At 39.4% G+C, this 24,423-nt stretch carries 21 protein-coding genes and 4 tRNA genes; all 25 read right to left on the reverse strand.

What is annotated here, in order from left to right; all coding sequences use genetic code 11:
• Positions 1-2 precede the first annotated feature (2 nt).
• The gene (gene rpoC / locus ACX0HA_RS15805) at positions 3-4,301 is read right to left on the reverse strand and encodes a DNA-directed RNA polymerase subunit beta' (RefSeq protein WP_458846275.1); all 4,299 of its coding nucleotides are present in this window, start codon (positions 4,299-4,301) and stop codon (positions 3-5) included.
• 70 nt (positions 4,302-4,371) lie between these two features.
• The gene (rpoB, locus tag ACX0HA_RS15810; protein WP_458846276.1) at positions 4,372-8,184 is read right to left on the reverse strand and encodes a DNA-directed RNA polymerase subunit beta; all 3,813 of its coding nucleotides are present in this window, start codon (positions 8,182-8,184) and stop codon (positions 4,372-4,374) included.
• Positions 8,185-8,312: 128 nt separating this feature from the next.
• Positions 8,313-8,687 (reverse strand): 50S ribosomal protein L7/L12, encoded by a 375-nt coding sequence (gene rplL / locus ACX0HA_RS15815; RefSeq protein ID WP_458846277.1) that lies wholly within the window; start codon positions 8,685-8,687, stop codon positions 8,313-8,315.
• Between the two features lie 62 nt (positions 8,688-8,749).
• A complete protein-coding gene (gene rplJ / locus ACX0HA_RS15820; RefSeq protein ID WP_458846278.1) occupies positions 8,750-9,265 on the reverse strand; it encodes a 50S ribosomal protein L10 in 516 nt (171 codons plus the stop codon).
• 22 nt (positions 9,266-9,287) lie between these two features.
• Entirely contained in the window at positions 9,288-9,977 is a 690-nt protein-coding gene (gene rplA / locus ACX0HA_RS15825) for a 50S ribosomal protein L1 (RefSeq protein ID WP_458846279.1), read from the reverse strand.
• A 21-nt stretch (positions 9,978-9,998) separates the two neighbouring features.
• A complete protein-coding gene (rplK, locus tag ACX0HA_RS15830; protein WP_458846280.1) occupies positions 9,999-10,436 on the reverse strand; it encodes a 50S ribosomal protein L11 in 438 nt (145 codons plus the stop codon).
• Positions 10,437-10,505: 69 nt separating this feature from the next.
• Positions 10,506-11,057 (reverse strand): transcription termination/antitermination protein NusG, encoded by a 552-nt coding sequence (gene nusG, locus ACX0HA_RS15835; RefSeq protein WP_458846281.1) that lies wholly within the window; start codon positions 11,055-11,057, stop codon positions 10,506-10,508.
• 10 nt (positions 11,058-11,067) lie between these two features.
• On the reverse strand, positions 11,068-11,265 hold the full coding sequence (secE, locus tag ACX0HA_RS15840) for a preprotein translocase subunit SecE (RefSeq protein ID WP_458846282.1): 198 nt from the start codon (positions 11,263-11,265) through the stop codon (positions 11,068-11,070).
• 16 nt (positions 11,266-11,281) lie between these two features.
• Positions 11,282-11,352 (reverse strand) — tRNA-Trp (locus ACX0HA_RS15845).
• A 59-nt stretch (positions 11,353-11,411) separates the two neighbouring features.
• Positions 11,412-12,599, reverse strand: coding sequence for an elongation factor Tu (tuf, locus tag ACX0HA_RS15850; protein WP_458846283.1), 1,188 nt, complete (start codon positions 12,597-12,599; stop codon positions 11,412-11,414).
• Between the two features lie 55 nt (positions 12,600-12,654).
• A tRNA-Thr gene (locus tag ACX0HA_RS15855) sits at positions 12,655-12,726 on the reverse strand.
• A gap of 76 nt (positions 12,727-12,802) precedes the next feature.
• Positions 12,803-12,883 (reverse strand) — tRNA-Tyr (locus tag ACX0HA_RS15860).
• Between the two features lie 127 nt (positions 12,884-13,010).
• Positions 13,011-13,084, reverse strand: a tRNA-Thr gene (locus tag ACX0HA_RS15865).
• A gap of 92 nt (positions 13,085-13,176) precedes the next feature.
• A complete protein-coding gene (gene hpf / locus ACX0HA_RS15870; RefSeq protein WP_458846284.1) occupies positions 13,177-13,479 on the reverse strand; it encodes a ribosome hibernation-promoting factor, HPF/YfiA family in 303 nt (100 codons plus the stop codon).
• Positions 13,480-13,505: 26 nt separating this feature from the next.
• A complete protein-coding gene (locus ACX0HA_RS15875; RefSeq protein ID WP_458846285.1) occupies positions 13,506-14,408 on the reverse strand; it encodes a tyrosine-type recombinase/integrase in 903 nt (300 codons plus the stop codon).
• A gap of 68 nt (positions 14,409-14,476) precedes the next feature.
• Positions 14,477-14,671 carry a 30S ribosomal protein S21 gene (gene rpsU, locus ACX0HA_RS15880; protein WP_458846286.1) on the reverse strand — a complete coding sequence of 65 codons (195 nt, stop codon included), beginning with the start codon at positions 14,669-14,671 and terminating at the stop codon, positions 14,477-14,479.
• A 170-nt stretch (positions 14,672-14,841) separates the two neighbouring features.
• The gene (locus ACX0HA_RS15885) at positions 14,842-15,984 is read right to left on the reverse strand and encodes an acyl-CoA dehydrogenase family protein (RefSeq protein ID WP_458846287.1); all 1,143 of its coding nucleotides are present in this window, start codon (positions 15,982-15,984) and stop codon (positions 14,842-14,844) included.
• A 15-nt stretch (positions 15,985-15,999) separates the two neighbouring features.
• Positions 16,000-16,896 carry a helix-hairpin-helix domain-containing protein gene (locus ACX0HA_RS15890; protein WP_458846288.1) on the reverse strand — a complete coding sequence of 299 codons (897 nt, stop codon included), beginning with the start codon at positions 16,894-16,896 and terminating at the stop codon, positions 16,000-16,002.
• Positions 16,897-16,905: 9 nt separating this feature from the next.
• Positions 16,906-17,133 carry a PspC domain-containing protein gene (locus tag ACX0HA_RS15895; protein ID WP_458846289.1) on the reverse strand — a complete coding sequence of 76 codons (228 nt, stop codon included), beginning with the start codon at positions 17,131-17,133 and terminating at the stop codon, positions 16,906-16,908.
• A gap of 64 nt (positions 17,134-17,197) precedes the next feature.
• Positions 17,198-18,466 (reverse strand): DUF2851 family protein, encoded by a 1,269-nt coding sequence (locus tag ACX0HA_RS15900; protein ID WP_458846290.1) that lies wholly within the window; start codon positions 18,464-18,466, stop codon positions 17,198-17,200.
• A 28-nt stretch (positions 18,467-18,494) separates the two neighbouring features.
• Complete coding sequence (locus ACX0HA_RS15905; protein WP_458846291.1) at positions 18,495-19,007, reverse strand: 3'-5' exonuclease; 513 nt, start codon at positions 19,005-19,007, stop codon at positions 18,495-18,497.
• Between the two features lie 54 nt (positions 19,008-19,061).
• Positions 19,062-20,423 carry a pyridoxal-phosphate dependent enzyme gene (locus tag ACX0HA_RS15910; RefSeq protein ID WP_458846292.1) on the reverse strand — a complete coding sequence of 454 codons (1,362 nt, stop codon included), beginning with the start codon at positions 20,421-20,423 and terminating at the stop codon, positions 19,062-19,064.
• A gap of 65 nt (positions 20,424-20,488) precedes the next feature.
• A complete protein-coding gene (locus ACX0HA_RS15915; protein WP_458846293.1) occupies positions 20,489-22,426 on the reverse strand; it encodes a putative porin in 1,938 nt (645 codons plus the stop codon).
• A gap of 150 nt (positions 22,427-22,576) precedes the next feature.
• The gene (locus ACX0HA_RS15920) at positions 22,577-23,446 is read right to left on the reverse strand and encodes a hypothetical protein (RefSeq protein WP_458846294.1); all 870 of its coding nucleotides are present in this window, start codon (positions 23,444-23,446) and stop codon (positions 22,577-22,579) included.
• A 19-nt stretch (positions 23,447-23,465) separates the two neighbouring features.
• On the reverse strand, positions 23,466-24,423 hold a 958-nt coding region (locus tag ACX0HA_RS15925; RefSeq protein WP_458846295.1), incomplete at its 5' end, for a RagB/SusD family nutrient uptake outer membrane protein.

The following is a 24,423-nucleotide window of genomic DNA, read 5'->3' on the forward strand; positions in this document are numbered from 1 at the left end:
TATTAGTAGTTATATTCCTCCTTAGGAGTTAATAGCTCATTATATTCTTCTTTAGAACCTACGATAGTGTTATCATAATCCCTCATACCTGTACCAGCAGGTATTCTGTGACCAACGATTACATTCTCTTTAAGTCCTTCAAGTCCGTCAACTTTACCGGCTACCGCAGCCTCGTTCAGTACTTTTGTAGTTTCCTGGAACGATGCAGCAGAGATGAACGATTTAGTCTGAAGCGACGCTCTTGTGATACCCTGAAGTACCGGAGTAGCCGTTGCAGGAACTACATCTCTTGCTGATACTAAGTTCTGGTCATTACGTTTAAGTAATGAGTTCTCATCCCTTAGCTCACGCGGAGTGATGATCTGGCCCGGTTTAAGGTTCTCAGAGTCACCTGCGTCTTCAACAACTTTCATTCCGTATAGTTTGTCGTTCTCAACGATAAAGTCAGAAGTGTGGATCAGTTGATCTTCAAGGAATAAAGTATCTCCCGGATCTACCACTCTTACTTTACGCATCATCTGGCGGATAACCACTTCAAAGTGCTTATCGTTGATTTTTACACCCTGAAGACGGTAAACTTCCTGAATCTCGTTCACTAAGTACTGCTGTACTGCAGATGGACCTTGTATCCTAAGGATATCCTCAGGAGTAATAGCACCGTCTGAAAGTGGAAGACCTGCTTTAACGTAGTCATTCTCCTGAACAAGGATCTGGTTAGAAAGTTTCACAAGATACTTTTTAATCTCACCAAATTTAGATTCGATCACGATCTCGCGGTTACCCCTCTTGATCTTACCGAATGAAACAACACCGTCAATTTCAGAAACCACAGCAGGGTTAGAAGGGTTACGTGCTTCAAGAAGCTCAGTAATCCTAGGAAGACCTCCCGTGATATCGCCCGCTTTAGATGAACGTCTTGGTATCTTAACAAGGATCTTACCAGCTTTAATTTTCTCACCATTGTCTACCATAAGGTGGGCACCCACCGGTAAGTTGTATGAGCGGATAAGTTCTCCTTCTTTTCCGTAGATCAATAAGGTAGGGATCAATTTCTTGTTCCTTGCCTCAGAGATAACTTTCTCCTGGAATCCGGTCTGCTCATCGATCTCAACCATGAACGATTGTCCCTGTTCGATATCTTCATAAGCTACTTTACCGGTAAACTCAGAAATAATTACCCCATTATACGGGTCCCATTTACATATTACAGTTCCTTTTTCAACAACATCACCGTCATTAACGTAGATGCTTGAACCATAAGGAATATTGTGTGTATTTAATAGAATTCCGGTTTTATCGTCAACCAATTTCAATTCAGTAGAACGTGAAACAACGATATCTGTTGGATTACCGTCGATATCTTCACCTTTAACTGTCTTAAGGTCTTCGATCTCTAACCTACCTGCAAAACGAGTGATGATGCTTGATTCCTCAGATATACCACCCGCAACACCACCAACGTGGAATGTACGTAGTGTAAGCTGAGTACCCGGCTCACCAATAGACTGTGCAGCAATTACACCTACAGCTTCACCTCTTTGCGTCATCTTACCTGTAGCAAGGTTACGTCCGTAACATTTAGCACAGATACCTTTTGTAGCTTCACATGTCAATGGAGAACGTACTTCTACTCTCTCGATTGGTGCAGCGTTGATAGCCTTAACTTCAGCTTCAGTGATCTGAACACCTGCGTGTACAAGAACTTCGCTTGTAAGTGGGTTAACAACATCCTGTAGTGCCACACGGCCAAGGATTCTTTCACCAAGAGATTCAACGATTTCCTCGTTTTTCTTAAGTGCAGAAACCTCAATACCCCTAAGTGTACCACAGTCTACAGAATTAACGATAACATCCTGAGAAACGTCATGCAGCCTTCTTGTAAGGTAACCGGCATCCGCCGTTTTAAGAGCGGTATCCGCAAGACCTTTACGTGCACCGTGGGTAGAAATGAAGTACTCAAGAATCGAAAGACCTTCCTTAAAGTTAGAAAGAATCGGATTCTCGATAATCTCACCACCACCTGCGGTAGATTTTTTAGGCTTAGCCATCAAACCACGCATACCTGTAAGCTGACGGATCTGCTCCTTAGAACCCCTCGCCCCAGAGTCAAGCATCATGTACACCGAGTTGAATCCTTGCTGATCCTCTCTAATGTTTTTCATTGCAAGCTCCGTTAGCATAGCATTCGTAGAAGTCCACACGTCAATTACCTGATTGTAACGCTCATTGTTGGTAATAAGACCCATGTTATAGTTTGCAGAGATAGCATCTACCTGCTCATTAGCATCAGCGATAAGCTCTTGCTTTCTTGCAGGGATGATGATATCACCTAAACTGAACGACAGTCCGCCTCGGAAAGCGAATTTGTAGCCCATGTCTTTCATGTTGTCAAGGAAAGCAGCCGTTGTAGGTACATCGGTAACACTTAAAATAGCACCGATAATATCCCTTAGTGACTTCTTAGTAAGGATCTCATTGATGTATCCTGCCGCTTCCGGCACCACCTCGTTGAATAATACCCTACCTGCTGTAGTCTGGATGATCTTGTAAACAAGCTCTCCGCTTTCGTTGAAATCTTTAGCGCGTATTTTCACACGTGCATTTAGCTCAAGTCTTCCCTCATTTAGTGCGATGTGTACTTCTTCAGCTGAATAGAAAGTAAGGCCTTCACCTAATATTTTCTTTTCAGGAGTAGAAAGACGTTCTTTGGTCATGTAGTACAGACCAAGTACCATGTCCTGAGAAGGTACCGTGATAGGCGCACCGTTAGCAGGGTTAAGGATATTGTGAGAAGCAAGCATCAATAGTTGTGCCTCAAGAATAGCCTCTGGCCCTAACGGAAGGTGTACCGCCATCTGGTCACCATCAAAATCCGCATTAAATGCAGTACATACCAATGGGTGAAGCTGGATCGCTTTTCCTTCGATAAGTTTCGGCTGGAAAGCCTGGATACCTAGTCTGTGAAGAGTAGGGGCCCTGTTTAGTAGTACCGGGTGACCTTTGATTACGTTTTCAAGGATATCCCAAACTACAGGCTCTTTTTTGTCAATTATCTTTTTAGCAGACTTAACTGTTTTTACAATACCTCTTTCGATAAGCTTACGGATAACGAATGGTTTGTAAAGCTCAGCAGCCATATCTTTTGGAAGACCACACTCGAATAGTTTCATTTCAGGTCCAACAACAATTACCGAACGTGCAGAATAGTCAACACGTTTACCAAGTAGGTTTTGACGGAAACGTCCTTGTTTACCTTTTAATGAATCAGAAAGTGATTTAAGCGGTCTGTTCGATTCTGTTTTAACAGCAGATGCTTTCCTTGTGTTATCGAATAGTGAATCTACAGATTCCTGTAGCATACGCTTTTCGTTACGAAGGATAACCTCCGGAGCTTTAATCTCCATCAACCTTTTAAGACGGTTGTTACGGATGATTACCCTACGGTAAAGGTCATTTAAATCTGATGTTGCAAAACGTCCACCATCAAGCGGCACCAATGGGCGAAGCTCAGGTGGGATAACAGGTATAACTTTAAGGATCATCCACTCAGGGCGGTTTTCCCTATTGTTGTTAGACTCACGGAATGACTCTACAACCTGAAGCCTTTTAAGGGCCTCTGTTTTACGCTGTTTAGACGTTTCAGTATTAGCACTGTGGCGTAATTGGTAAGAAAGCTCGTTAAGATCAATCCTCGCAAGCAAATCCATAATACACTCAGCACCCATTTTAGCGATAAACTTGTTAGGGTCATTATCGTCTAAGTATTGATTTTCCTGTGGAAGTGTATCAAGAATATTAAGATACTCCTCTTCAGTTAAGAAATCTAATCGTTTAGCATTTTCGCCATCCGGTCCTTTAGCGATACCTGCCTGAATAACCACATATCTTTCATAGTATATGATCATGTCTAATTTCTTAGACGGAAGGCCCAGGATATAACCAATTTTGTTAGGAAGCGAGCGGAAATACCATATATGGGCAATAGGCACAACAAGATTGATGTGTCCTACCCTGTCACGACGTACTTTCTTCTCGGTAACTTCCACACCGCATCGGTCACAAACAATCCCTTTATAACGAATCCTTTTGTATTTACCACAAGCACATTCGAAATCCTTTACAGGACCAAATATACGCTCGCAGAAAAGGCCGTCTCTTTCCGGTTTATGAGTACGATAGTTAATGGTTTCCGGCTTAAGAACTTCACCTCTTGATTCAGCAAGGATAGATTCCGGCGAAGCAAGTCCGATAGAAATCTTGTTGAATCTTTTAATGGTATTTTTATCTTTTAATCTCGTCATGATATGTAATCTATCAATTTATTAAAAAAGTATAGAAGGGAATGGCACACTGTACCATTCCCGTGGAAATTTATTCTTCTAATCTGATGTCTAGTCCAAGACCTTTAAGTTCATGCATCAATACATTGAACGATTCAGGTAATCCCGGTTCCGGCATAGTCTCTCCCTTAACGATTGCTTCGTAAGTTTTAGCCCTACCGATAACGTCATCCGATTTAACAGTCAGTATCTCCCTTAAAGTACTTGACGCACCATAAGCCTCAAGAGCCCAAACCTCCATCTCTCCAAAACGCTGACCACCAAATTGCGCTTTACCTCCAAGAGGCTGCTGCGTGATAAGCGAGTATGGACCGATAGAACGTGCGTGCATCTTATCATCTACCATGTGTCCTAGTTTCAGCATGTAGATAACACCTACTGTAGCTGCCTGGTGGAAACGTTCTCCGGTTCCTCCATCGTACAGGTAAGTATGGCCAAATCTTGGTATGCCGGCCTCATCAGTCAATGCATTGATCTGGTCTAGAGAAGCACCGTCGAAAATAGGAGTAGCAAATTTCCTTCCTAAATCCATACCTGCCCATCCAAGAACCGTCTCATAAATCTGACCGATGTTCATACGTGAAGGTACACCAAGCGGGTTAAGCACGATGTCTACAGGAGTACCATCCTCAAGGAACGGCATGTCTTCCTGACGTACGATTTTAGCAACGATACCTTTGTTACCGTGGCGTCCTGCCATCTTATCACCCACTTTAAGCTTACGTTTCTTAGCAATGTAAACTTTAGCAAGTTTTAAGATACCTGACGGAAGTTCATCACCCACAGTAATGGTGAATTTTTCTCTTCTAAGAGCACCCTGAAGGTCGTTCAGCTTAATCTTATAGTTGTGGATAAGGTCGTTAACCATTGCATTGGTTTCGTCATCCGTTGTCCACTGACCTTTAGTTAAGTGAGCGAAATCTTCAACAGCATACAACATTTTCTGAGTGTATTTCTTACCTTTTGGTAGTACTTCCTCACCCAGGTCATTCATCACTCCCTGTGAAGTTTTTCCGTTAACGACATTAAATAGCTTGTCAATCAATCTGTCTTTAAGCTCGATGAACTTAACTTCGAAATCCATTTCAAGTTTTCCTAAATCGTCTTTATCTTTTGTACGTTTACGTTTGTCTTTAACGGCACGCGCAAACAGTTTTTTATCAAGTACAACACCATGTAATGATGGAGACGCTTTTAATGAAGCATCTTTAACATCACCTGCTTTGTCACCAAAGATGGCACGAAGAAGTTTCTCTTCCGGTGTTGGATCAGATTCTCCTTTTGGAGTAATCTTACCGATAAGGATATCGCCAGGCTTAACCTCGGCACCAATCCTGATCATACCATTTTCGTCAAGATCTTTAGTAGCTTCCTCACTTACGTTAGGGATGTCGTTAGTTAACTCTTCGTTACCTAATTTAGTGTCCCTTACCTCAAGAGAGTAATCATCTACGTGGATAGACGTAAAGATATCATCGCGAACCACTTTTTCAGAAATCACGATCGCATCCTCGAAGTTGTAACCTTTCCAAGGCATGAACGCCACTTTAAGGTTACGTCCAAGAGCTAGCTCACCGTTTTGTGTAGCATAACCTTCACAAAGAACCTGTCCAGGCTTAACTCTGTCACCTTTTCTTACGATAGGCTTAAGGTTGATGCTCGTACTCTGGTTCGTTTTCCTGAACTTGATAAGCTGGTATGTTTTCTCGTCCGGATCAAAGCTTACGCTTCTCTCACGATCCGTTCTGTCATATTTAATTGTAATCTCGTTAGCATCAACATACTCAACAGTACCATGCCCTTCAGCATTGATAAGTACCCTTGAGTCAGAAGCTACCTGACGCTCCAATCCTGTACCCACAATTGGGGCTTCCGGACGTAAAAGAGGAACCGCCTGGCGCATCATGTTCGATCCCATCAACGCACGGTTCGCATCATCGTGCTCAAGGAACGGAATAAGTGACGCAGAGATAGAAGCGATCTGGTTAGGAGCAACGTCAGTATAATGTACTGCAGCCGGGTCAACGACAGGGAAGTCACCTTCCTCACGTGCAATAACCTTATCAGCAGTAATCTGTCCATTGTTATCCATCTCAATGTTCGCCTGAGCGATCATCTTACCTTCTTCTTCTTCAGCACTTAGGTAAATTGGTGTAGACTCAAGATCTACTTTACCTTCAGTAACTTTACGGTATGGCGTTTCAATAAAGCCCATTCCGTTTACCTTAGCATAAACACCAAGAGATGAGATCAAACCAATGTTTGGTCCCTCCGGCGTTTCGATAGGACATAAACGGCCATAGTGCGTATAGTGAACATCTCGAACCTCGAAACCTGCTCTTTCCCTTGATAAACCACCTGGTCCAAGTGCCGATAACCTACGCTTGTGCGTAATCTCTGCAAGTGGATTCGTCTGGTCCATGAACTGAGAAAGCTGGTTCGTACCAAAGAAAGAGTTGATTACCGATGATAATGTTTTAGCATTGATCAAATCGATAGGTGTAAACACCTCGTTATCCCTAACGTTCATACGCTCTCTGATGGTTCTTGCCATACGGGCCAAACCTACACCAAACTGAGCTGAAAGCTGCTCACCTACCGTACGTACACGACGGTTTGATAAGTGGTCAATATCATCAATCTCCGCTTTAGAGTTGATAAGCTCAATAAGGTACTTAACAATAGTAATGATATCCTCTTTGGTAAGCACCTGCTTTTCCATTGGGATGTCAAGACCAAGTTTTTTGTTCATTCTATAACGACCTACTTCACCTAAGTTGTAACGTTGGTCAGAGAAGAACAATTTATCTATAATGCCTCGAGCTGTTTCCTCATCAGGTGGTTCTGCATTACGCAGCTGACGGTAAATGTGCTCTACAGCTTCTTTTTCTGAGTTAGTAGGGTCTTTCTGTAAAGTATTGTGGATAATAGCATAATCTGCCTGATTATTATCCTCTTTATGAAGCAGTATCGTTTTTACGTTAGAATCGATAATCTCCTCAACATTATCTTTGTCGATGATAGTATCCCTGTCTAATATAATTTCGTTACGCTCGATAGAAACTACCTCACCTGTATCCTCATCCACGAAATCTTCGTGCCAAGTGTTCAATACACGTGCAGCAAGTCTTCTGCCGATATACTTTTTAAGACCTGTTTTTGAAACCTTGATTTCTTCAGCAAGGTCAAATATTTCAAGGATGTCTTTATCCCTTTCAAAACCAATCGCCCTGAATAGAGTCGTAACAGGAAGTTTTTTCTTTCTGTCGATATAAGCATACATAACACTGTTGATGTCAGTTGCAAATTCTATCCAAGAACCTTTGAAAGGAATTACCCTTGCAGAGTATAATTTTGTTCCGTTTGCGTGGAATGACTGGCCAAAGAAAACTCCTGGAGACCTGTGAAGCTGAGATACAACCACACGCTCGGCACCATTGATAACAAAAGTACCGCTTGGCGTCATATAAGGGATAGTTCCCAAATATACATCCTGTACAATCGTTTCAAAATCTTCATGCTCTGGGTCTGTACAGTACAGTTTAAGCCTAGCTTTTAAAGGCACACTATATGTAAGCCCTCTGTCTATACATTCTTCAATTGTATAACGTGGCGGATCTACAAAGTAATCAAGGAACTCCAATACAAACTGATTTCTTGTATCAGTAATCGGAAAGTTTTCCATGAAGGTGTTATAAAGACCTTCGTTGCCTCTTTCATCTGATTTGGTTTCAAGCTGGAAAAAATCTTTAAAAGATTTTACCTGAATGTCAAGGAAGTCCGGGTAATCAGGAATGTTTTTTGTTGAGGCAAAATTTAATCTTTCAGTCTGATTTGTTATCATCAATGGACAAAATTTTGATTAAAATAATTTATTGAAAAAACGTATAAAATGTTATTATACGAAAAATGGTTTAGGCCTTTGAGAGTACTTCTCAAGGCCTAAACCTGGGTTTTGTAACCGATGTAAGCTTATTTAAGCTCTACAACAGCTCCAGCTTCTTCTAAAGATTTTTTAAGACCTTCAGCCTCTTCTTTAGAAACGCCTTCTTTAACGTTTGTTGGAGCAGCATCTACAAGATCTTTAGCTTCTTTAAGTCCTAAACCTGTAAGTTCTTTTACAGCTTTAACAACACCAAGTTTAGAAGCACCAGCATCTTTAAGAACTACAGTGAATTCAGTTTGCTCTTCAGCAACTGGAGCATCACCTCCACCAGCAGGACCAGCAACTACTGCAGCAGCAGCAGGCTCGATTCCATACTCATCTTTTAATATTGTAGCTAGTTCGTTAACTTCTTTAACAGTAAGGTTAACTAGTTGTTCTGCGAATTGTTTCAAATCTGCCATTTTTTCTATCGTTTTAAATAGTTTGTAATATATAATTTATAAAGTGCGTTCTCGCGGGGTTATTATCTTTCAGATAATGTTTTAACAAGTCCTGCAATTGTATTACCACCTGATTTAAGGGCAGAAACAACATTTTTAGCAGGAGATTGTAGAAGTCCGATGATTTCTCCGATAACTTCATCTTTAGATTTAAGTGCTACAAGGGCGTCAAGCTGGTTGTCGCCAATGAATACTGCTTCGAAGATGTAAGCGCCTTTTAATACAGGCTTATCAGATTTCTTACGGAATTCTTTGATGATCTTCGCAGGAGCGTTACCGTTCTCTGCAATCATGATAGAAGTACTTCCTTTAAGGATAGTAGGTAGGTCACCATAATTGTTATCAAGGCTTCCCATTGCTTTTTCAAGAAGGGTATTCTTAACAACTTCAAGTTTGATACCTGCTTTAAAACAAGCTCTTCTTAAGTTTGAAGTATTCTCTGCATTAAGTCCTGAAATATCCGTTACATAAACAACGTTTGTACCAGCCAACTGTGCAGTTAAATCTTCAATAACTCTTGATTTTTCTTCTTTGGTCATAATAAAACTTTTTAACTACCAATTATACTGCTTTAGGATCTAAAGCGATAGCAGGGCTCATAGTAGAAGAGATGTGGATACTCTTAATGTATGTACCTTTAGCTGCAGTTGGTTTCAATTTAATTAATGTTTGAATAATTTCGTGAGCGTTCTCAGTAATCTTGTCAGCATCAAAAGAGATTCTTCCAATTCCTGCGTGAACGATACCGGTTTTGTCAACTTTAAAGTCAATTTTACCAGCTTTAACTTCAGCAACAGCTTTACCTACTTCCATAGTAACCGTTCCTGTTTTAGGGTTTGGCATTAGACCACGAGGACCTAATATTCTACCTAAAGGACCCAGTTTACCCATAACTGCAGGCATAGTGATGATAACATCAACATCTGTCCATCCGTCTTTAATTTTTTGAAGGTAATCATCTAAACCTACATAGTCAGCACCAGCAGCTTTAGCTTCAGCTTCTTTATCAGGAGTTACAAGAGCAAGTACTCTTACATCTTTACCTGTACCATGAGGAAGTGTAACAACACCTCTTACCATTTGATTCGCTTTTCTTGGATCTACACCCAGACGTACTGCGATATCAACAGACTCATCAAATTTTGCAGTAGCAACTGTTTTGATCAACGCAGAAGCGTCTTTCAATGAATACAGCTTGTTCTTCTCAATTTTTGAAGCAGCCTCTTTCTGTTTTTTTGTCAATTTTGCCATTTCTTCTTTTTCTTTTTACAATTAAAAAGGAGCTGTTCCTGATACTGTTATACCCATAGACCTTGCTGTTCCGGCAATCATACTCATTGCTTTCTCGATTGTGAAAGCATTAAGGTCAGTCATTTTGTCTTCAGCAATAGTCCTGATCTGATCCCAAGTAACACTAGCTACTTTCTTACGGTTAGGCTCACCAGAACCTCCTTTAAGTTTAGCAGCGTCCAGTAGTTGGATAGCAGCCGGTGGCGTTTTTACAACAAACTCGAAAGATTTGTCTTTGTACACAGTAATTTGTACTGGTAGAACTTTACCGGGTTTATCCTGAGTCCTAGCATTAAATTGCTTACAGAACTCCATGATGTTAACCCCAGCAGCTCCCAATGCAGGTCCAACCGGTGGCGAAGGATTCGCGGCACCTCCCTTAACTTGTAGTTTAACTACTTTACTAATTTCTTTAGCCATTTCTTTAAAAAAATTTAGCACATCTTCATTTGGAAGCGAATGATGTGATTTATAATAAGTGTAACAAAATTATACTTTTTCAACTTGCATAAAGCTAAGTTCAAGTGGAGTCTTCCTACCGAAGATCTTCACCATTACTTCAAGCTTACGCTTTTCTTCATTAACTTTTTCAACGCTACCGTTGAAACCGTTAAAAGGCCCATCAATAACCTTAATAGTCTCTCCTACCGTAAATGGTATAGAAACATTATCAGTCTTAACAGACAATTCATCTACCTTACCAAGCATCCTGTTAACCTCCGAAAGACGCAAAGGAACAGCATCGCCGCCTTTAGTCTCACCAAGGAAACCGATAACTCCTGTAATAGACTTAATTATATGCGGTATTTCACCGGTTAAGTTAGCCTCAATCATTACATAACCCGGAAAGTAAACCCTGTCCTTGCTGATCTTTTTTCCGTCACGCACCTGAACCACTTTTTCAGTAGGAACAAGAACCTGCGAAATATAATCTGCCATTCCAAGCCTGTTAATTTCCGTTTCTATGTAGTTTTTAACTTTATTTTCCTGACCGCTTACAGCTCTAACCACATACCACTTTTTGACATTGTTATCAGTCATTACAATAAAATTAGTTTTTTAATAAAGCATACAACTTAGCCACAAGAACTTCAAAGCCCTTATCTATACCAAAAGTAACCAACGCAAATATCACTGAAAAAACAGCAACAATAATAGTCAAGCGCTGAACTTCAGCCCATTCCGGCCATGTTACATTTGTTTTTAACTCAGTAAATGCCTCTGATATGTAATTAGTAACGTTTGCCATTGTATTTCGTTTTTTGCACGGGCGGAGGGATTCGAACCCCCATCAACGGTTTTGGAGACCGCTATTCTACCCTTGAACTACGCCCGTTTATTTAAAAGCCAGCTGATGCCGGAGCACCAGGCTGGCTTTTTATATTTAACTATAAATTAGTCTAGTATTTCAGTAACCTGACCAGCACCTACAGTACGACCACCCTCACGGATAGCGAAACGTAGACCTACGCTTAGAGCGATTGGGCTAAGTAGAGTTACATCAATTGTAAGGTTATCACCTGGCATAACCATCTCAACACCTGCAGGAAGAGAAATAGTTCCTGTTACGTCAGTTGTACGAACGTAAAACTGAGGACGGTAGTTGTTATGGAATGGAGTGTGACGTCCACCTTCTTCTTTCTTAAGGATATAAACCTCTGCTTTGAAATGAGCGTGTGGCTTAACAGATCCTGGCTTAACGATAACCATACCTCTTTTGATATCAGCTTTATCGATACCACGTAGAAGTAAACCTACGTTATCTCCAGCTTCACCTCTATCAAGGATTTTACGGAACATCTCAACACCAGTGATTGTAGAAGTAAGCTTTTCAGCACCCATACCAATGATTTCAACTGCATCACCTGTATTAGCAATACCAGTTTCGATACGACCTGTAGCAACAGTTCCACGACCAGTAATTGTAAATACATCTTCAACAGGCATAAGGAATGGTTTCTCAACATCACGTACCGGCATTTCGATCCAGTTATCAACAGCCTCCATAAGAGCTAAAACTGTATCAACCCACTGAGGCTCACCATTAAGTGCACCAAGAGCAGAACCCTGAACAACAGGTCCGTTATCTCCATCATACTGATAGAAAGATAATAGATCTCTGATTTCCATTTCAACTAGCTCAAGAAGCTCAGCATCATCAACCATATCTACTTTGTTCATAAATACAACCATTCTTGGAACACCAACCTGGCGACCTAGAAGGATGTGCTCACGAGTTTGTGGCATTGGACCATCTGTAGCAGCAACTACAAGGATAGCACCGTCCATCTGAGCAGCACCAGTAACCATGTTCTTAACGTAATCCGCGTGACCTGGACAGTCAACGTGAGCGTAGTGACGGTTAGCTGTAGCATACTCTACGTGTGAAGTATTAATAGTAATACCTCTTTCTTTTTCTTCAGGAGCATTGTCAATTTGATCAAATGATTTTGCTTCAGAATAACCTGCATCAGATAACACTTTAGTGATAGCTGCAGTCAAAGTTGTTTTACCGTGGTCTACGTGTCCGATTGTACCTATGTTAAGGTGCGGCTTCGACCTATCAAAAGTTTCCTTTGCCATGATTTAATAATTTAATCTTAGTTATATAATTAGTGTTCAAATTCTTCTAAACTTGAGCCAATGACGGGAATTGAACCCGTGACCTCTTCCTTACCAAGGAAGCACTCTACCCCTGAGCTACACCGGCCTTTTTATTCCAGATCCCGAATTAAATTTTGAATCGTACGTATTCAACATTCAAATCATTTCTGAAACAAAGTTTGTGGGGAGAGCAGGATTCGAACCTGCGAAGGTTTCCCAACGGATTTACAGTCCGTCCTCGTTGGCCGCTTGAGTATCTCCCCTAACCTTTACTTTTCAGTTGCTTTTTCAAAAAACGTTAAGATAATATTGCTTCAATTTAAATCAACCATCTAAGTATCAAATACATAAGATTTTCAACCTCAATAAAACAACAAAACCCTTTATTTGAGCCGATAGAGGGACTCGAACCCACGACCTGCTGATTACAAATCAGCTGCTCTAGCCAGCTGAGCTACACCGGCAACTTACAATAAAAAAGTCCGCTATTTCTAACGGACTGCAAATGTATAGAATTTATTTTTTAATCAAAACATTTTTGAGGTTTTTTTTCTCTTTATGAGTATGTCCTCACTTTTTCTTTTCTTTTCATCAATAAACGCTCCATGGAATCTGCCGCGAGCTCAACCGCCTCTTCAAAAGACTTACACTGCTTTTTAACTATAAATTCATCACCAGGCACCGTTATCTTTATCTCCGCGATCTTATTTTGTTTTTCACTCGTATTATCCAGTTTAAAATACACATCAGAGTTCACTACCCTGTCATAATATTTTTCAAGCCTATTCAACCTGTCCTGAACATAGCCAATTAATTTCCTGTCAACATTAAAGTTGACTGCATGAACATTTACTTTCATAATCTAAACTTTTAATCGTTAAACTTTTAGGAATTCCCCTGGTTACGCGGATGCGCATCGCCATACACTTTCTTAAGCTCAGCAAGGCTGCTGTGGGTATATATTTGTGTGGAAGATAAGCTCGCATGTCCCAGTAACTCCTTTACTGAATTCAAATCGGCTCCGTTATTGAGAAGATGAGTCGCGAAAGTATGCCGAAGCACATGCGGACTTTTCTTAACCTTACCGGAGATAACACTAAAGTAACCATTTATTAATCTATAAACAAACGATTCACTCACTTTATTGCCCCGGCTATTCAAAATTAACACATCGGCATCCCCAATAACAGACAAGCCACGCCTCTCCGCCATATACCTGCTTAAAAGCTGAGCCGTACAGCCCAACACCGGAAGGATTCGCTCCTTATTACGCTTACCCAAAACCTTAAGGACAGAATTACCTGAATCATAACTACCCAGCTTTAAACCTATAAGCTCGGCACGCCTGATTCCCGTTGTATAAAAAAGTTCGATTATCAATCTGTTTCGAATTCCCTCAAAATCATCAGAATATTCAATATCCGTCATTACATCCTGAAGCTCTTTTTCAGAAAAAGGCACCTGTACCTTTTTCTCAGTCTTTAGCGACTTATGCTGCTGCAATGGATTTATAGTAATCTGCTTAGAACGCAGCAGGAATTTATAAAACGATTTAAGTGAAGAAATTTTACGGTTAACCGACTTGTTTGCAATATTATTTTCAACCAGATGAACCACCCAGCTCCTGACATGGCTGTAATTCACATCTTCCAGATCAGCTTCTTCATCACGTTCTTTAATAAACTTTTCAAACGCAACCACATCGTCAGTATATGCACGAAGTGTCAGAAGGGAATAATTCTTTTCCTTCAAGAGATAATCTGCGTATGCCTGTTTAGAATTAACCATAAAAAAACCGTTAACAGCAAAGTTAAAACTTTCCTGCTAACGGTTATTATTTTTAATCAGTAGATTAATTAATTCTCTAGAGAATCTCTTAGTCCCTGAACATAAGCTGCTTTTTGTACCTGAGCTCTTCTAACTACAGAAGGTTTGATGAAAGCCTGACGACTTCTTAGCTGACGTACTACACCAGTTTTGTCAAATTTCCTTTTGTAACGCTTAAGCGCTCTATCAATATTTTCTCCGTCTTTAATTGGTATAATCAACATAATATAACACCTCCTCTCGTTAAGGCTGCAAACTTATATCTTTTTTTTAAACCTGCCAAATTAAAACTACAATTATTTTCGCAACCAACTGAACAACACCACACCCTATTTTAAGCATAAAGGGTTGCCGTGTATTACAGCAACCCTTTATATATTTATTCAGTGTTTTATTAGTCTTTTAAAAGATTACGTGAGATAACAAGTTTTTGTATCTCAGTCGTACCTTCACCAATGGTACACAGCTTAGAATCCCTGTAGAATTTCTCTACCGGATAATCTTTTGTATAACCGTAACCTCCGTGTATCTGTACAGCCTCGTTAGAAACTTTCACACATATTTCAGAAGAATACATTTTACCCATTGCACCCGCAAGTGTCATTGGCTTATGATTATTTTTAAGGAAAGCTGCTTTATGAAGCAATAGTTCCGAAGCCTCGATCTCAGTTGCCATATCAGCAAGCTTGAACGCAATTCCCTGGAAGTTACTGATAGGCTGACCAAACTGGTAACGCTCTTTAGAATATTTAAGAGCAGCCTCGTAAGCACCTTTAGCAATACCCAATGACAATGCACCAATAGAGATACGTCCGCCATCAAGTACTTTCATTGCCTGTACAAAGCCCTGCCCTACTTCACCCAGTCTGTTGGCATCAGGAATACGGCAATTATCAAAAATAAGCTCTGCAGTTTCACTGGCACGCATACCAAGTTTATTCTCTTTCTTACCGCTTGTAAAGCCCGGCATTCCTTTTTCAAAAACAAAAGCCGTCATACCTTTAGAATCTCCTTTTTCTCCGGTACGAACAATTACTACCGCGATATCACCTGATTTGGCATGCGTAATAAAGTTCTTAGCTCCGTTAACAACCCAGTGGTCACCATCTTTAACAGCTGTAGTATTCATACCTCCTGCATCAGATCCGGTGTTGTGCTCAGTAAGTCCCCAGGCACCAATATGCTCAGCCGTAGCCAGCTTAGGAAGCCATTTCTTTTTTTGCTCTTCGTTACCGAAAGTAAGTATATGATTAGTACATAAAGAGTTGTGAGCCGCAACAGATAACCCTATCGAAGGATCAACTTTAGAGATTTCTTCAACTACTGTAATGTATTCGTGATAGCCAAGACCTGAACCTCCGTATTCTTCAGGAACCAGTACTCCCATATACCCCATCTCACCCAATTTCTTGAACAAGTCAACAGGAAAGTATTGGGTTTCATCCCATTCCATAATATTCGGACGTATGTGCTGCTCTGCAAAATCCCTGATTGATTGGGCGATCATGTTTTGCGTTTCGTTATATTCGAAGTTCATTTTTGTTTGATTTTTTTAGAATTCCAAATATAAGGCAATTATTTTTAGTTTATCTACAGGAAAATTCGGAATTTCTAACAAATCATCAATTTTTCTAATTTTACCATTCATACTACGTAACGTCAATATACTTCTGCCTAAATCTTTGTTGAAATAAGGAAAATGCGACAGCTGCGACAAAGAGGCCGTATTCACATTAATTTTCTCGATGTCAGGATTATTTATTACACCAAATTGTTTTTTGAGCCCTGCCTTGGCTTCAGCCGAAAATTCAGTAAAATCATTCATCTGATCCATGCTTACAAATCCACCTAATGCGCTTCTTCTTTTAAGGATAGCTTTAGCATAATAAGGACCTATACCATATACTTTAACCAAATCTTCCTCCAGTGCAGTATTGATATCAATAATTTTCACGGCAGATTCCTTTTTATCTTCCGAGAAAGTATGATTCTTAAATCCAAAAATTTCAGTTGACTTATCTGTATTAAACGTTTTTCCGAATTTAAAATATGGGGTTAACTTATCCAGCAAGGTATCCTGAATTCCGGTTACCCTTTTAAAATCGGAAGCAGAATTAATGTACTTACCCGAATCCCTGTAAGCGTGCAGAAGATCAATTTGTTTTGCTGAAAGACCAAGGATATAGCCTTTGTAGTCACTTATGTAATTCGGATTGAAAGGATAGATCGTGTCTTTACGAATGCCTTTCTTAGCTTTTAGTGCGGTTATTTCAGCCTGGTGGGCGAGCCACTCTTTCTCTTGTGCAGATTTTTCTTTTTGAGAAGTAAAATCATACGAGCATACAATGAAATATATAATTTGAGATATGACAATAAGAATAAACAAAGCCATTATGCCTTTCTGCTGATCTTTGGTAAACCTGAAAAAGAACCGGAATGGCTTATTCATTAGTTGCTTTTATAAATCAAACACAGAACTTCTTTTGGTATATATCATATCTTTTAGCCTTAACCAAAAAGCCAGCGTAAGGTATACTCCAAACCAAAGCCCTACTGTCACGAACGATATATAAATAAAAAACAACCTCACATTTGTAGCACGCATACCCAGTCTGTCAGCAAAGCGCTGCGACACCTCGAAGCCATGCTTCTCAAAAAAATGACGGATGTTAGTTATAAATGACATAGTTCAGTATTATGTATTCAGTTTTCAAATGTAGCAGTTTCATTGACAGATTGTATACCCTTTGCTATCTTTTTAGCAATTCAAGGCCTACAGCACATTGCAGGCAACGTTTATGAGTACAATATTCGTTTTTGAGCTGTAATAATGATTGGGTGTCATAAGCCGACTGCACTTCAACCTTAAATTGCCTGAATTTATCAATTACAGCATTTTTTTCTGGAGCGATACTTCCCAGCAATTCCAACAGGGCTTCCGGGTTTTCCTTCCCTATACTTCGATCATAAGCGAATCTAAAAGGAACGATTGTATTAATAATTACCAAATCAACAAAGGATGATGTAAGTGCTTTTCTTTTTTTGCCGCTCTCTTTATCAAATGTATAATGCGTTTGCCAATACGGCGACGCCTGAACATCAAAAATTTTATAAATCTCCGCAACAGAAGTTCCTTCTGTCAGCTTTGAAAAAAGATTTTGGTGCTTATGATACAGTTGTGCTAACTGCGACAAGCGTATGGTGGGGAAGTTGTCCGGCCTGTGCTTAAAAAACTGCAGCATATCTATATGTACTTTGTCAAGCCTGTATTTATGGCAGATATACTCATATCGCGATTTCAAATCTTTGAAATACACATCTTCATGTTCCGCATCAAGCAGTCCTGCCCTTCCAAAAAATAAAGCCTCCAGATTTTCAAACTCAAAACTTTCCCTTCGAACCACTGAAAAAAGCAGCGACTGGGCAATTTTATAGAAAGCCTCACCATTTGTATTGAGTCCAAAACTTTTCGCTAAAAATGAGAACAAGACAGCTTCCCAGTCATTACCGGTTGCTGCAGCCTGCTGAAGAATTGGCGAAGCCTTTCGTTCCAGGCGCTCAAAGAACAGACGTTCTTTCCAATTAGAAAATGTAAAAGAGTTTATATCCTCAAGTTCTTTCTCGCAGTATATCCAGGATTTGGCAGTAGCCAAAGCATTATAATTGTTCAGCACTTCAGATGAAACATAATGCTTAAGTTCCAAAACAGGTATTTCAGTATTATCCCGCCTGAATACTTCGGTGTCATGCTCCCAGACAACGTGCAATATCACATTATGATAAGCTGTATCTGTTTCGTGATTATGAATATACCAATCAGAAGACTTAAGATGTATCTCAACGTTTCCTGCCCATTTCTGATCGCTTATGATAAGTTGGGCATTAAAAAAATCCGGACCTGCCAGTTGCAGGTACTGCCCTGAATCAAGTATGGTTATGACCTCGCCCTGCACCGTCTTTGCTGCCAGCACATCAAACTTTTTAAACTGCCATACATAATGGAGGAAATCTTCTTTCATTAACACGAAAATACATAAAAATTTTAGCCTACATATTCAGTTTTACCTGACCGTCATGAAGCAGGTATAATTTGGCACATGCCCTCGCATCCGACAGTGCCTCATGATGGTTCAGCACTATTCCATTCCTATCACTGCAAGCCTTCAGGTTAGCAGGCTTATACCCCTTAGCTTTATAGATTTTGCATGTACATTCCCATCTGTCAGCCAGTTCGAGTTCATCATAGTACAAGCCATAATAACGCATTGTTTTCATAAGCACATTACGGTCAAACGATTCATTATGGGCTACAATTTTTTTCCCATGCAGCCTTACGCGTATTTCCGGAAACAAATCGTCGAATGTAGGCATATTCATCGTCTCAACGGGCTTTATACCGTGTACCATAATATTGCGATACCAGTATTCATTATCGGGAGGTTGTATCAGCGTATGATATTCTTCGGTAATAATACCATCCTTAACAGTAACAATGCCAATCGCACACGCACTATGCGGATGCCCGGTTGCAGTTTCAAAATCTATTGCGGTAAATGTCATTGGATAAAATAAGAAAGAGCCCTAAGGCTCTTTCAAATATATAAAATTTTATTTCTATTTAATCGAACTGATAATATCGTGTTTCGTAATAATATGGTGCTTACCGTTACCAAGATCTACCAATACAGCCTGATTGTCTTTATTGATGAGTTTAGAAATATCTTCAATTGAAGTATTTGCTTTTACGATCGGGTATGGCTTACCCATAACGGAACGAATAGGCTTTTCAGCAATATCCTTATCCTCAACATAGCTACGGAATAAATCCGTTTCGTCCACTGAACCTACAAAACCATTCGTATCGATAACCGGTATCTGTGATATCTTGTATTTACGAAGACGCTCAATTGCATGTGACACTAATTCCTCTGTACGAACTATAACCAAAGGTTTGTCTGCATGATCTTTAATAAGGTCTTCCGCTTTTGTGATTTCCTCGTCAAGGAAACCACGCTCACGCATCCAGTCATCATTAAACATCTTCCCTACATATCGGCTTCCGCTATCATGGAAAAGCACAACAACAACATCATCCGGTTTAAATTCATCTTTCAGCTGAAGAAGTCCTTTGATGGCTGCACCGGCAGAGTTCCCTACAAAGATTCCTTCTTCAAGAGCCAGTTTTCTTGTATATACGGCTGCGTCTTTATCAGTAACTTTTGTAAAGCCATTAATAAGTGAGAAGTCAACGTTTTTAGGAAGGATATCTTCACCAATACCTTCAGTTATATAAGAATATATCTCATTTTCATCAAAAATTCCGGTTTCATGGTATTTTTTAAATACCGACCCATAAGTATCGATACCCCATATTTTGACATTGGGGTTTTTCTCTTTCAGGTATTTTGCCACACCGGAAATTGTTCCACCAGTACCTACACCTACCACAAAGTGAGTGATCTTCCCTTCTGTCTGTTCCCATATCTCCGGTCCGGTCTGCTCATAGTGCGCAGCCGTATTAGACATATTGTCGTACTGGTTCACATACCACGAATTTGGTGTTTCCTCAGCCAAACGTTTTGAAACAGAATAATAAGAACGTGGGTCTGTTGGCTCAACATCGGTAGGACAAACTACTACCCTGGCACCTACAGCACGAAGGATATCCATTTTCTCTTTAGATTGCTTATCGGAGATAACACAAATAAGTTTGTAACCTTTTACGATAGCACCCAAAGCAAGTCCCATACCGGTATTCCCTGATGTCCCTTCAATGATAGTTCCGCCCGGTTTAAGCCTTCCATCAGCCTCAGCGTCTTCAATCATTTTTACGGCCATCCTGTCTTTTACAGAATTCCCGGGATTAAATGTTTCAACTTTAGCCAGGACAAGAGCGTCAATGCATTCAGTCAGCTTATTCAATTTAACCATTGGCGTATTACCTATGGTTTCCAGTATATTTTTAGCGTATTTCATTGTTGTTTATTTAGAAGCCCCGATAACGGCTCTTGGCTACAAAGATAAATAATGCGTTTATAAAATTATGAGAAGAAATCCCAAATTACACCAAATCGGATAGTAAAGTCTTTATAAGGATAGTTTGGCGCAGAAAAATAATTATATCCCGAAAAACCGGAGTTAAGATGCTCTGCTTTAAGAAAAATTCTGAACTCCTGTATTTTGGCGTTAATATAAAAATCAAATAGGGGGAAATTACCGGTTTTTAAAACATCCTGTGAATAAAATTCTCCAATCACAGGATTATAGCCGTTGGAATAATACTTTGTAAAGTACTGGAAGGTAACACCTGTCTGAAACAACAATGCTTTCTTAAATATCCTGTCCGTATAATATAGCGTATTCCTTGTCATGAATGATGGCACATTCAACACATCATCACCCTGCTGAACATTTTGAAAAAGAAGTGTATTATCCAGTGCAAATTTACCAAACCTGAATTCACGGCTCGCTTTAACCGAAAGATAATTGATTGTACCCCCATACTGCTGCGGTTTGACAAGAAGGACTTCAACTTCATCATCAGGCTGGGGAATTTCAGGATATACCCTGTTAAAGAAAAGGTGATCGTTCATTATTGTATATTGAACCGAAGCATTAAGCCACTTGGTTTTTGCCTCAAATTCAAAATTGTTTATTTTTTCGTTTTTAAAATTGGTTCTAAAATCTCCATAAGGCCAATTATAGTTCTTATAGGTACTCTGATAAAGGTCATAGTTGTTGTCCGGAAGTTTATTCATATTCTGATAGCGCCCCGATACCTGTATATCTTCGTTCAAAGTGTAGCGCACCGAACCGTCAATATTAGCCAGCGACTGATCAGTTATCGAATTAGAGAACAATATGCTTGCCTTCCATTTGTCTTTCTGATAAATATACCTCGCTCCATAGGTAATAATATTATCACTTAGAGAATTAGGAGTTGTAATTACACCATCTTCAATAATGACACTTTTGTAAAAATAATTGTAATTAAAATCTTCAAGATAAAACTCAACTGTACCAATAGCCTTATTAGAATATGCGGCACCCAGCATGTTATACATCCTGTTATAACGTGTCTTATTGTTTATGGAAGTCGCATAAGCATCCCCAAAGCGTTCACTCACACTGGCAGAGCTGTATTCAAAAAACTTATGCTCGTAATTAAACTGATGATGAAACACAAGGCTATTAGGATTTGTTTTATTAAGCCTGAAAGTATGATCGATGAAATAGCGATTTCCTTTCAGCAGTGATTTGGCATCTCTCATATAAACATCAAGTCGTTCTCTTTGCGTATAAGGATCTACACCACTTTCAAAAAGTTCAGGATCTGTTATACCTCCGTTTTCCTGATTGCTAAAATCCTGGCCAGTAAAATGTACCCGCAGTATATAACGCATATCAGTGGTGTTATAGCTGCTGCTTAACTTAAAAATACCGTTACTCGAAAGCTCATTTATATAACGCCCTAATGAACGCAAACCTTTATAACCGGCAGAAAAATTCAGATTTTTTGAAGTATTCAGTGTAATAAAAGCATCAAGGATCTGTCCCTGCTCTAATACAGAACGGTACATAAGATCCGTGTAAGGAGTTGGAACATTATAAGAATTAATATCTTCCACCTGGAGATAGGCAGAATGTTTCCCTTTAAAACCCATATCCGGAAAAGGATTAAATTTTGTAAGTCCAAAATCTAAAACATTGTATGGTCCACCATCATTAGATAATGACAGCAGTCCAAAATTATCTTTCCTCAAATAATTAACCTCATACTCTTTCTTTAGGGTCAATGCCGTATCTACGAAAGTTGTATCTCTTTCAAAAGAAATAATCTTATACATATCAACAGTAGTAACGCTATCAGCTACAGGTTTCCCTGTTTTTTCCTTATCGGGCGAAGGTTTCTGTTCGGATGTTTTTGGTTTGCCGCCAAATTTTCCTTTCTGCTGCGAAAAAGCAAATAGCGGAAACATACATATAAAAACGAAAAGGCACTTTTTTAACATGCAAAATTTGAGTTTGGGCAAAGGTACTTATTTTTATACATCACAAAAGGTAAAAATAAAGCAAAAAAAAGAGGCTTTCTTTCGAAAGCCTCTTATCTTTTTTTATTAACGAACTAATTAGTTACGTTTTAATACAACTGTTGATGTAGTACTCAAAGAACCACTAGCTGTTACCATAGCTCCTGTTAAAACAATCTGCTGATTAGTAGAGGTAGCATTGAAACTTCCACCAGGAGTGAAAAGCCAAGTTTCGTTGAAACCATTACTAGAGTTGTTATAACATTCAGTACAATAAAGTTGCTGAAAGCCTGTCACTGTACCTCTTGTTGCATCAGTACCAATAGGCTTAAGTGTAATCTCAATATAAGTATCAGTCTCATTTTGCAAAACATCTTCGATAACACCTTTGATCCTAAGAACATCACAATCACCACTATCATTGATATCCACTTCAGCTTTACCAATCACCTCATTATCACTGTTGTAAACATTGAAAGAACCTAGTAATTCAGTAAAACGTGTAGGACAATCCTCATTCAAAAGAACAAGTTTTTTGTAAGGAGAACCAATATCTGAAATACCAACAGCAACACTTTCATCGTTAGTGCTTTTGATAGTAATATCAATAGGTTTAGAGTCATTTTTAATGTCGTTATTGATAACTGAAACAATAAAATTAACCGATGTTTCGCCTGCAGGTATTGTAACCGTTCTTGAAGGAATAGTAAAATCAACACCTTCTTCAGCAGGGCTACCATCAGGAATAGTAACATCTACAGTAATAACAAGATCAGTAGATCTTGGAAAAGCAAGGTTAATAGGAGTAGCAAAATCTCCTTTATCTTCAATTGCAATAAGACGTGTAGAAGCAACCTTATCAAAAGTAACGAAGTTCTGGCCACCGTAAGTTACAGTATCTTCATCACAGCTAACCAGCGTGCTTAAGCTTAATGCCAAAAGGGCTATTTTAAAAATATACTTTTTCATAATTTCAAATTAGTTATAATTATTTACCTCCTGCTCCGTAACCAGGATTCTGCTGAATATTAGGATTTGCAGCCTGCTCAGGTCTAGGAATAGGCATAGTCCATCTAATATCATCTATAGGAATTGTAAACGCATTATTAAACTGATAATCGATCTCTTCTCTATCAACAGTAACACCAGCTTTTTTTCCTAGACGTCTAAGGTCAACATAACGGTGTCCTTCAAACGCAAGCTCAATTCTTCTTTCTTTTAAAACAGCAGCCCATGCATCCTGTTGTGAAGTTGGAGCAGCGATATTATTACTGGTATTATTGAAACGCGAACGTCTTACAAAGTTAATCTGTGTAGCAACGTTAGGAAAATCAGAAATACTAGCATAATACTCTGCTTTAAGCAATCTCATTTCTGAGTTTCTGAAAACCATGATATCACCTAAAAGCAACTGAGTTTCTGATTCAGAATATTTACCGATCGGTCTGATTGCAAATCCAACAGTAGAAGCAGTAGGATCTATTACAACCTCACGTCTAACATCACCAGCAACTAACTCATTAAACAGAGCTGTACTTACTTCAAGGAAAGGTGAACCTGTAATTGTACTGTTTACAGAAGACCAGTATTGAGAGAAGTTACCTGTAGCACGAGAAACAGTTCTTTCAAGTTTCCATATAACTTCAGTCAAATCAGTATTTTGCCTAAACATATTTCTATACTGAGCTTGATTCGCAAGAGTCAAACTTGTACTAATCTGATCAACAAATCCATTAGCAGCCTCATACTGTCCGCGGTAAGCAGCCATACGTGCTCTAAGAGCAAGAATACTTCTTTTAGAAGCCCCAGTTCTTGGACTTGCACTTACAAGACCTTCATTAATATTTGCAAAAGCAAAATCAAGATCTCCGTTAATAAGCGCATAAATTTCACCATTAGTACTCCTAGGCAATTTCATTTCTATAGTAGGAACAAAATCAACTAAA

This window comes from Flavobacterium hauense, from assembly GCF_054457175.1.

Coding starts and splice junctions, on each gene's coding strand:
- rpoC (WP_458846275.1), bottom strand. CDS start 4,301: ATGACGAGATTAAAAGATAAAAATACCATTAAAAGATTCAACAAGATT.
- rpoB (WP_458846276.1), bottom strand. CDS start 8,184: ATGATAACAAATCAGACTGAAAGATTAAATTTTGCCTCAACAAAAAAC.
- rplL (WP_458846277.1), bottom strand. CDS start 8,687: ATGGCAGATTTGAAACAATTCGCAGAACAACTAGTTAACCTTACTGTT.
- rplJ (WP_458846278.1), bottom strand. CDS start 9,265: ATGACCAAAGAAGAAAAATCAAGAGTTATTGAAGATTTAACTGCACAG.
- rplA (WP_458846279.1), bottom strand. CDS start 9,977: ATGGCAAAATTGACAAAAAAACAGAAAGAGGCTGCTTCAAAAATTGAG.
- rplK (WP_458846280.1), bottom strand. CDS start 10,436: ATGGCTAAAGAAATTAGTAAAGTAGTTAAACTACAAGTTAAGGGAGGT.
- nusG (WP_458846281.1), bottom strand. CDS start 11,057: ATGACTGATAACAATGTCAAAAAGTGGTATGTGGTTAGAGCTGTAAGC.
- secE (WP_458846282.1), bottom strand. CDS start 11,265: ATGGCAAACGTTACTAATTACATATCAGAGGCATTTACTGAGTTAAAA.
- tuf (WP_458846283.1), bottom strand. CDS start 12,599: ATGGCAAAGGAAACTTTTGATAGGTCGAAGCCGCACCTTAACATAGGT.
- hpf (WP_458846284.1), bottom strand. CDS start 13,479: ATGAAAGTAAATGTTCATGCAGTCAACTTTAATGTTGACAGGAAATTA.
- ACX0HA_RS15875 (WP_458846285.1), bottom strand. CDS start 14,408: ATGGTTAATTCTAAACAGGCATACGCAGATTATCTCTTGAAGGAAAAG.
- rpsU (WP_458846286.1), bottom strand. CDS start 14,671: ATGTTGATTATACCAATTAAAGACGGAGAAAATATTGATAGAGCGCTT.
- ACX0HA_RS15885 (WP_458846287.1), bottom strand. CDS start 15,984: ATGAACTTCGAATATAACGAAACGCAAAACATGATCGCCCAATCAATC.
- ACX0HA_RS15890 (WP_458846288.1), bottom strand. CDS start 16,896: ATGAATAAGCCATTCCGGTTCTTTTTCAGGTTTACCAAAGATCAGCAG.
- ACX0HA_RS15895 (WP_458846289.1), bottom strand. CDS start 17,133: ATGTCATTTATAACTAACATCCGTCATTTTTTTGAGAAGCATGGCTTC.
- ACX0HA_RS15900 (WP_458846290.1), bottom strand. CDS start 18,466: ATGAAAGAAGATTTCCTCCATTATGTATGGCAGTTTAAAAAGTTTGAT.
- ACX0HA_RS15905 (WP_458846291.1), bottom strand. CDS start 19,007: ATGACATTTACCGCAATAGATTTTGAAACTGCAACCGGGCATCCGCAT.
- ACX0HA_RS15910 (WP_458846292.1), bottom strand. CDS start 20,423: ATGAAATACGCTAAAAATATACTGGAAACCATAGGTAATACGCCAATG.
- ACX0HA_RS15915 (WP_458846293.1), bottom strand. CDS start 22,426: ATGTTTCCGCTATTTGCTTTTTCGCAGCAGAAAGGAAAATTTGGCGGC.
- ACX0HA_RS15920 (WP_458846294.1), bottom strand. CDS start 23,446: ATGAAAAAGTATATTTTTAAAATAGCCCTTTTGGCATTAAGCTTAAGC.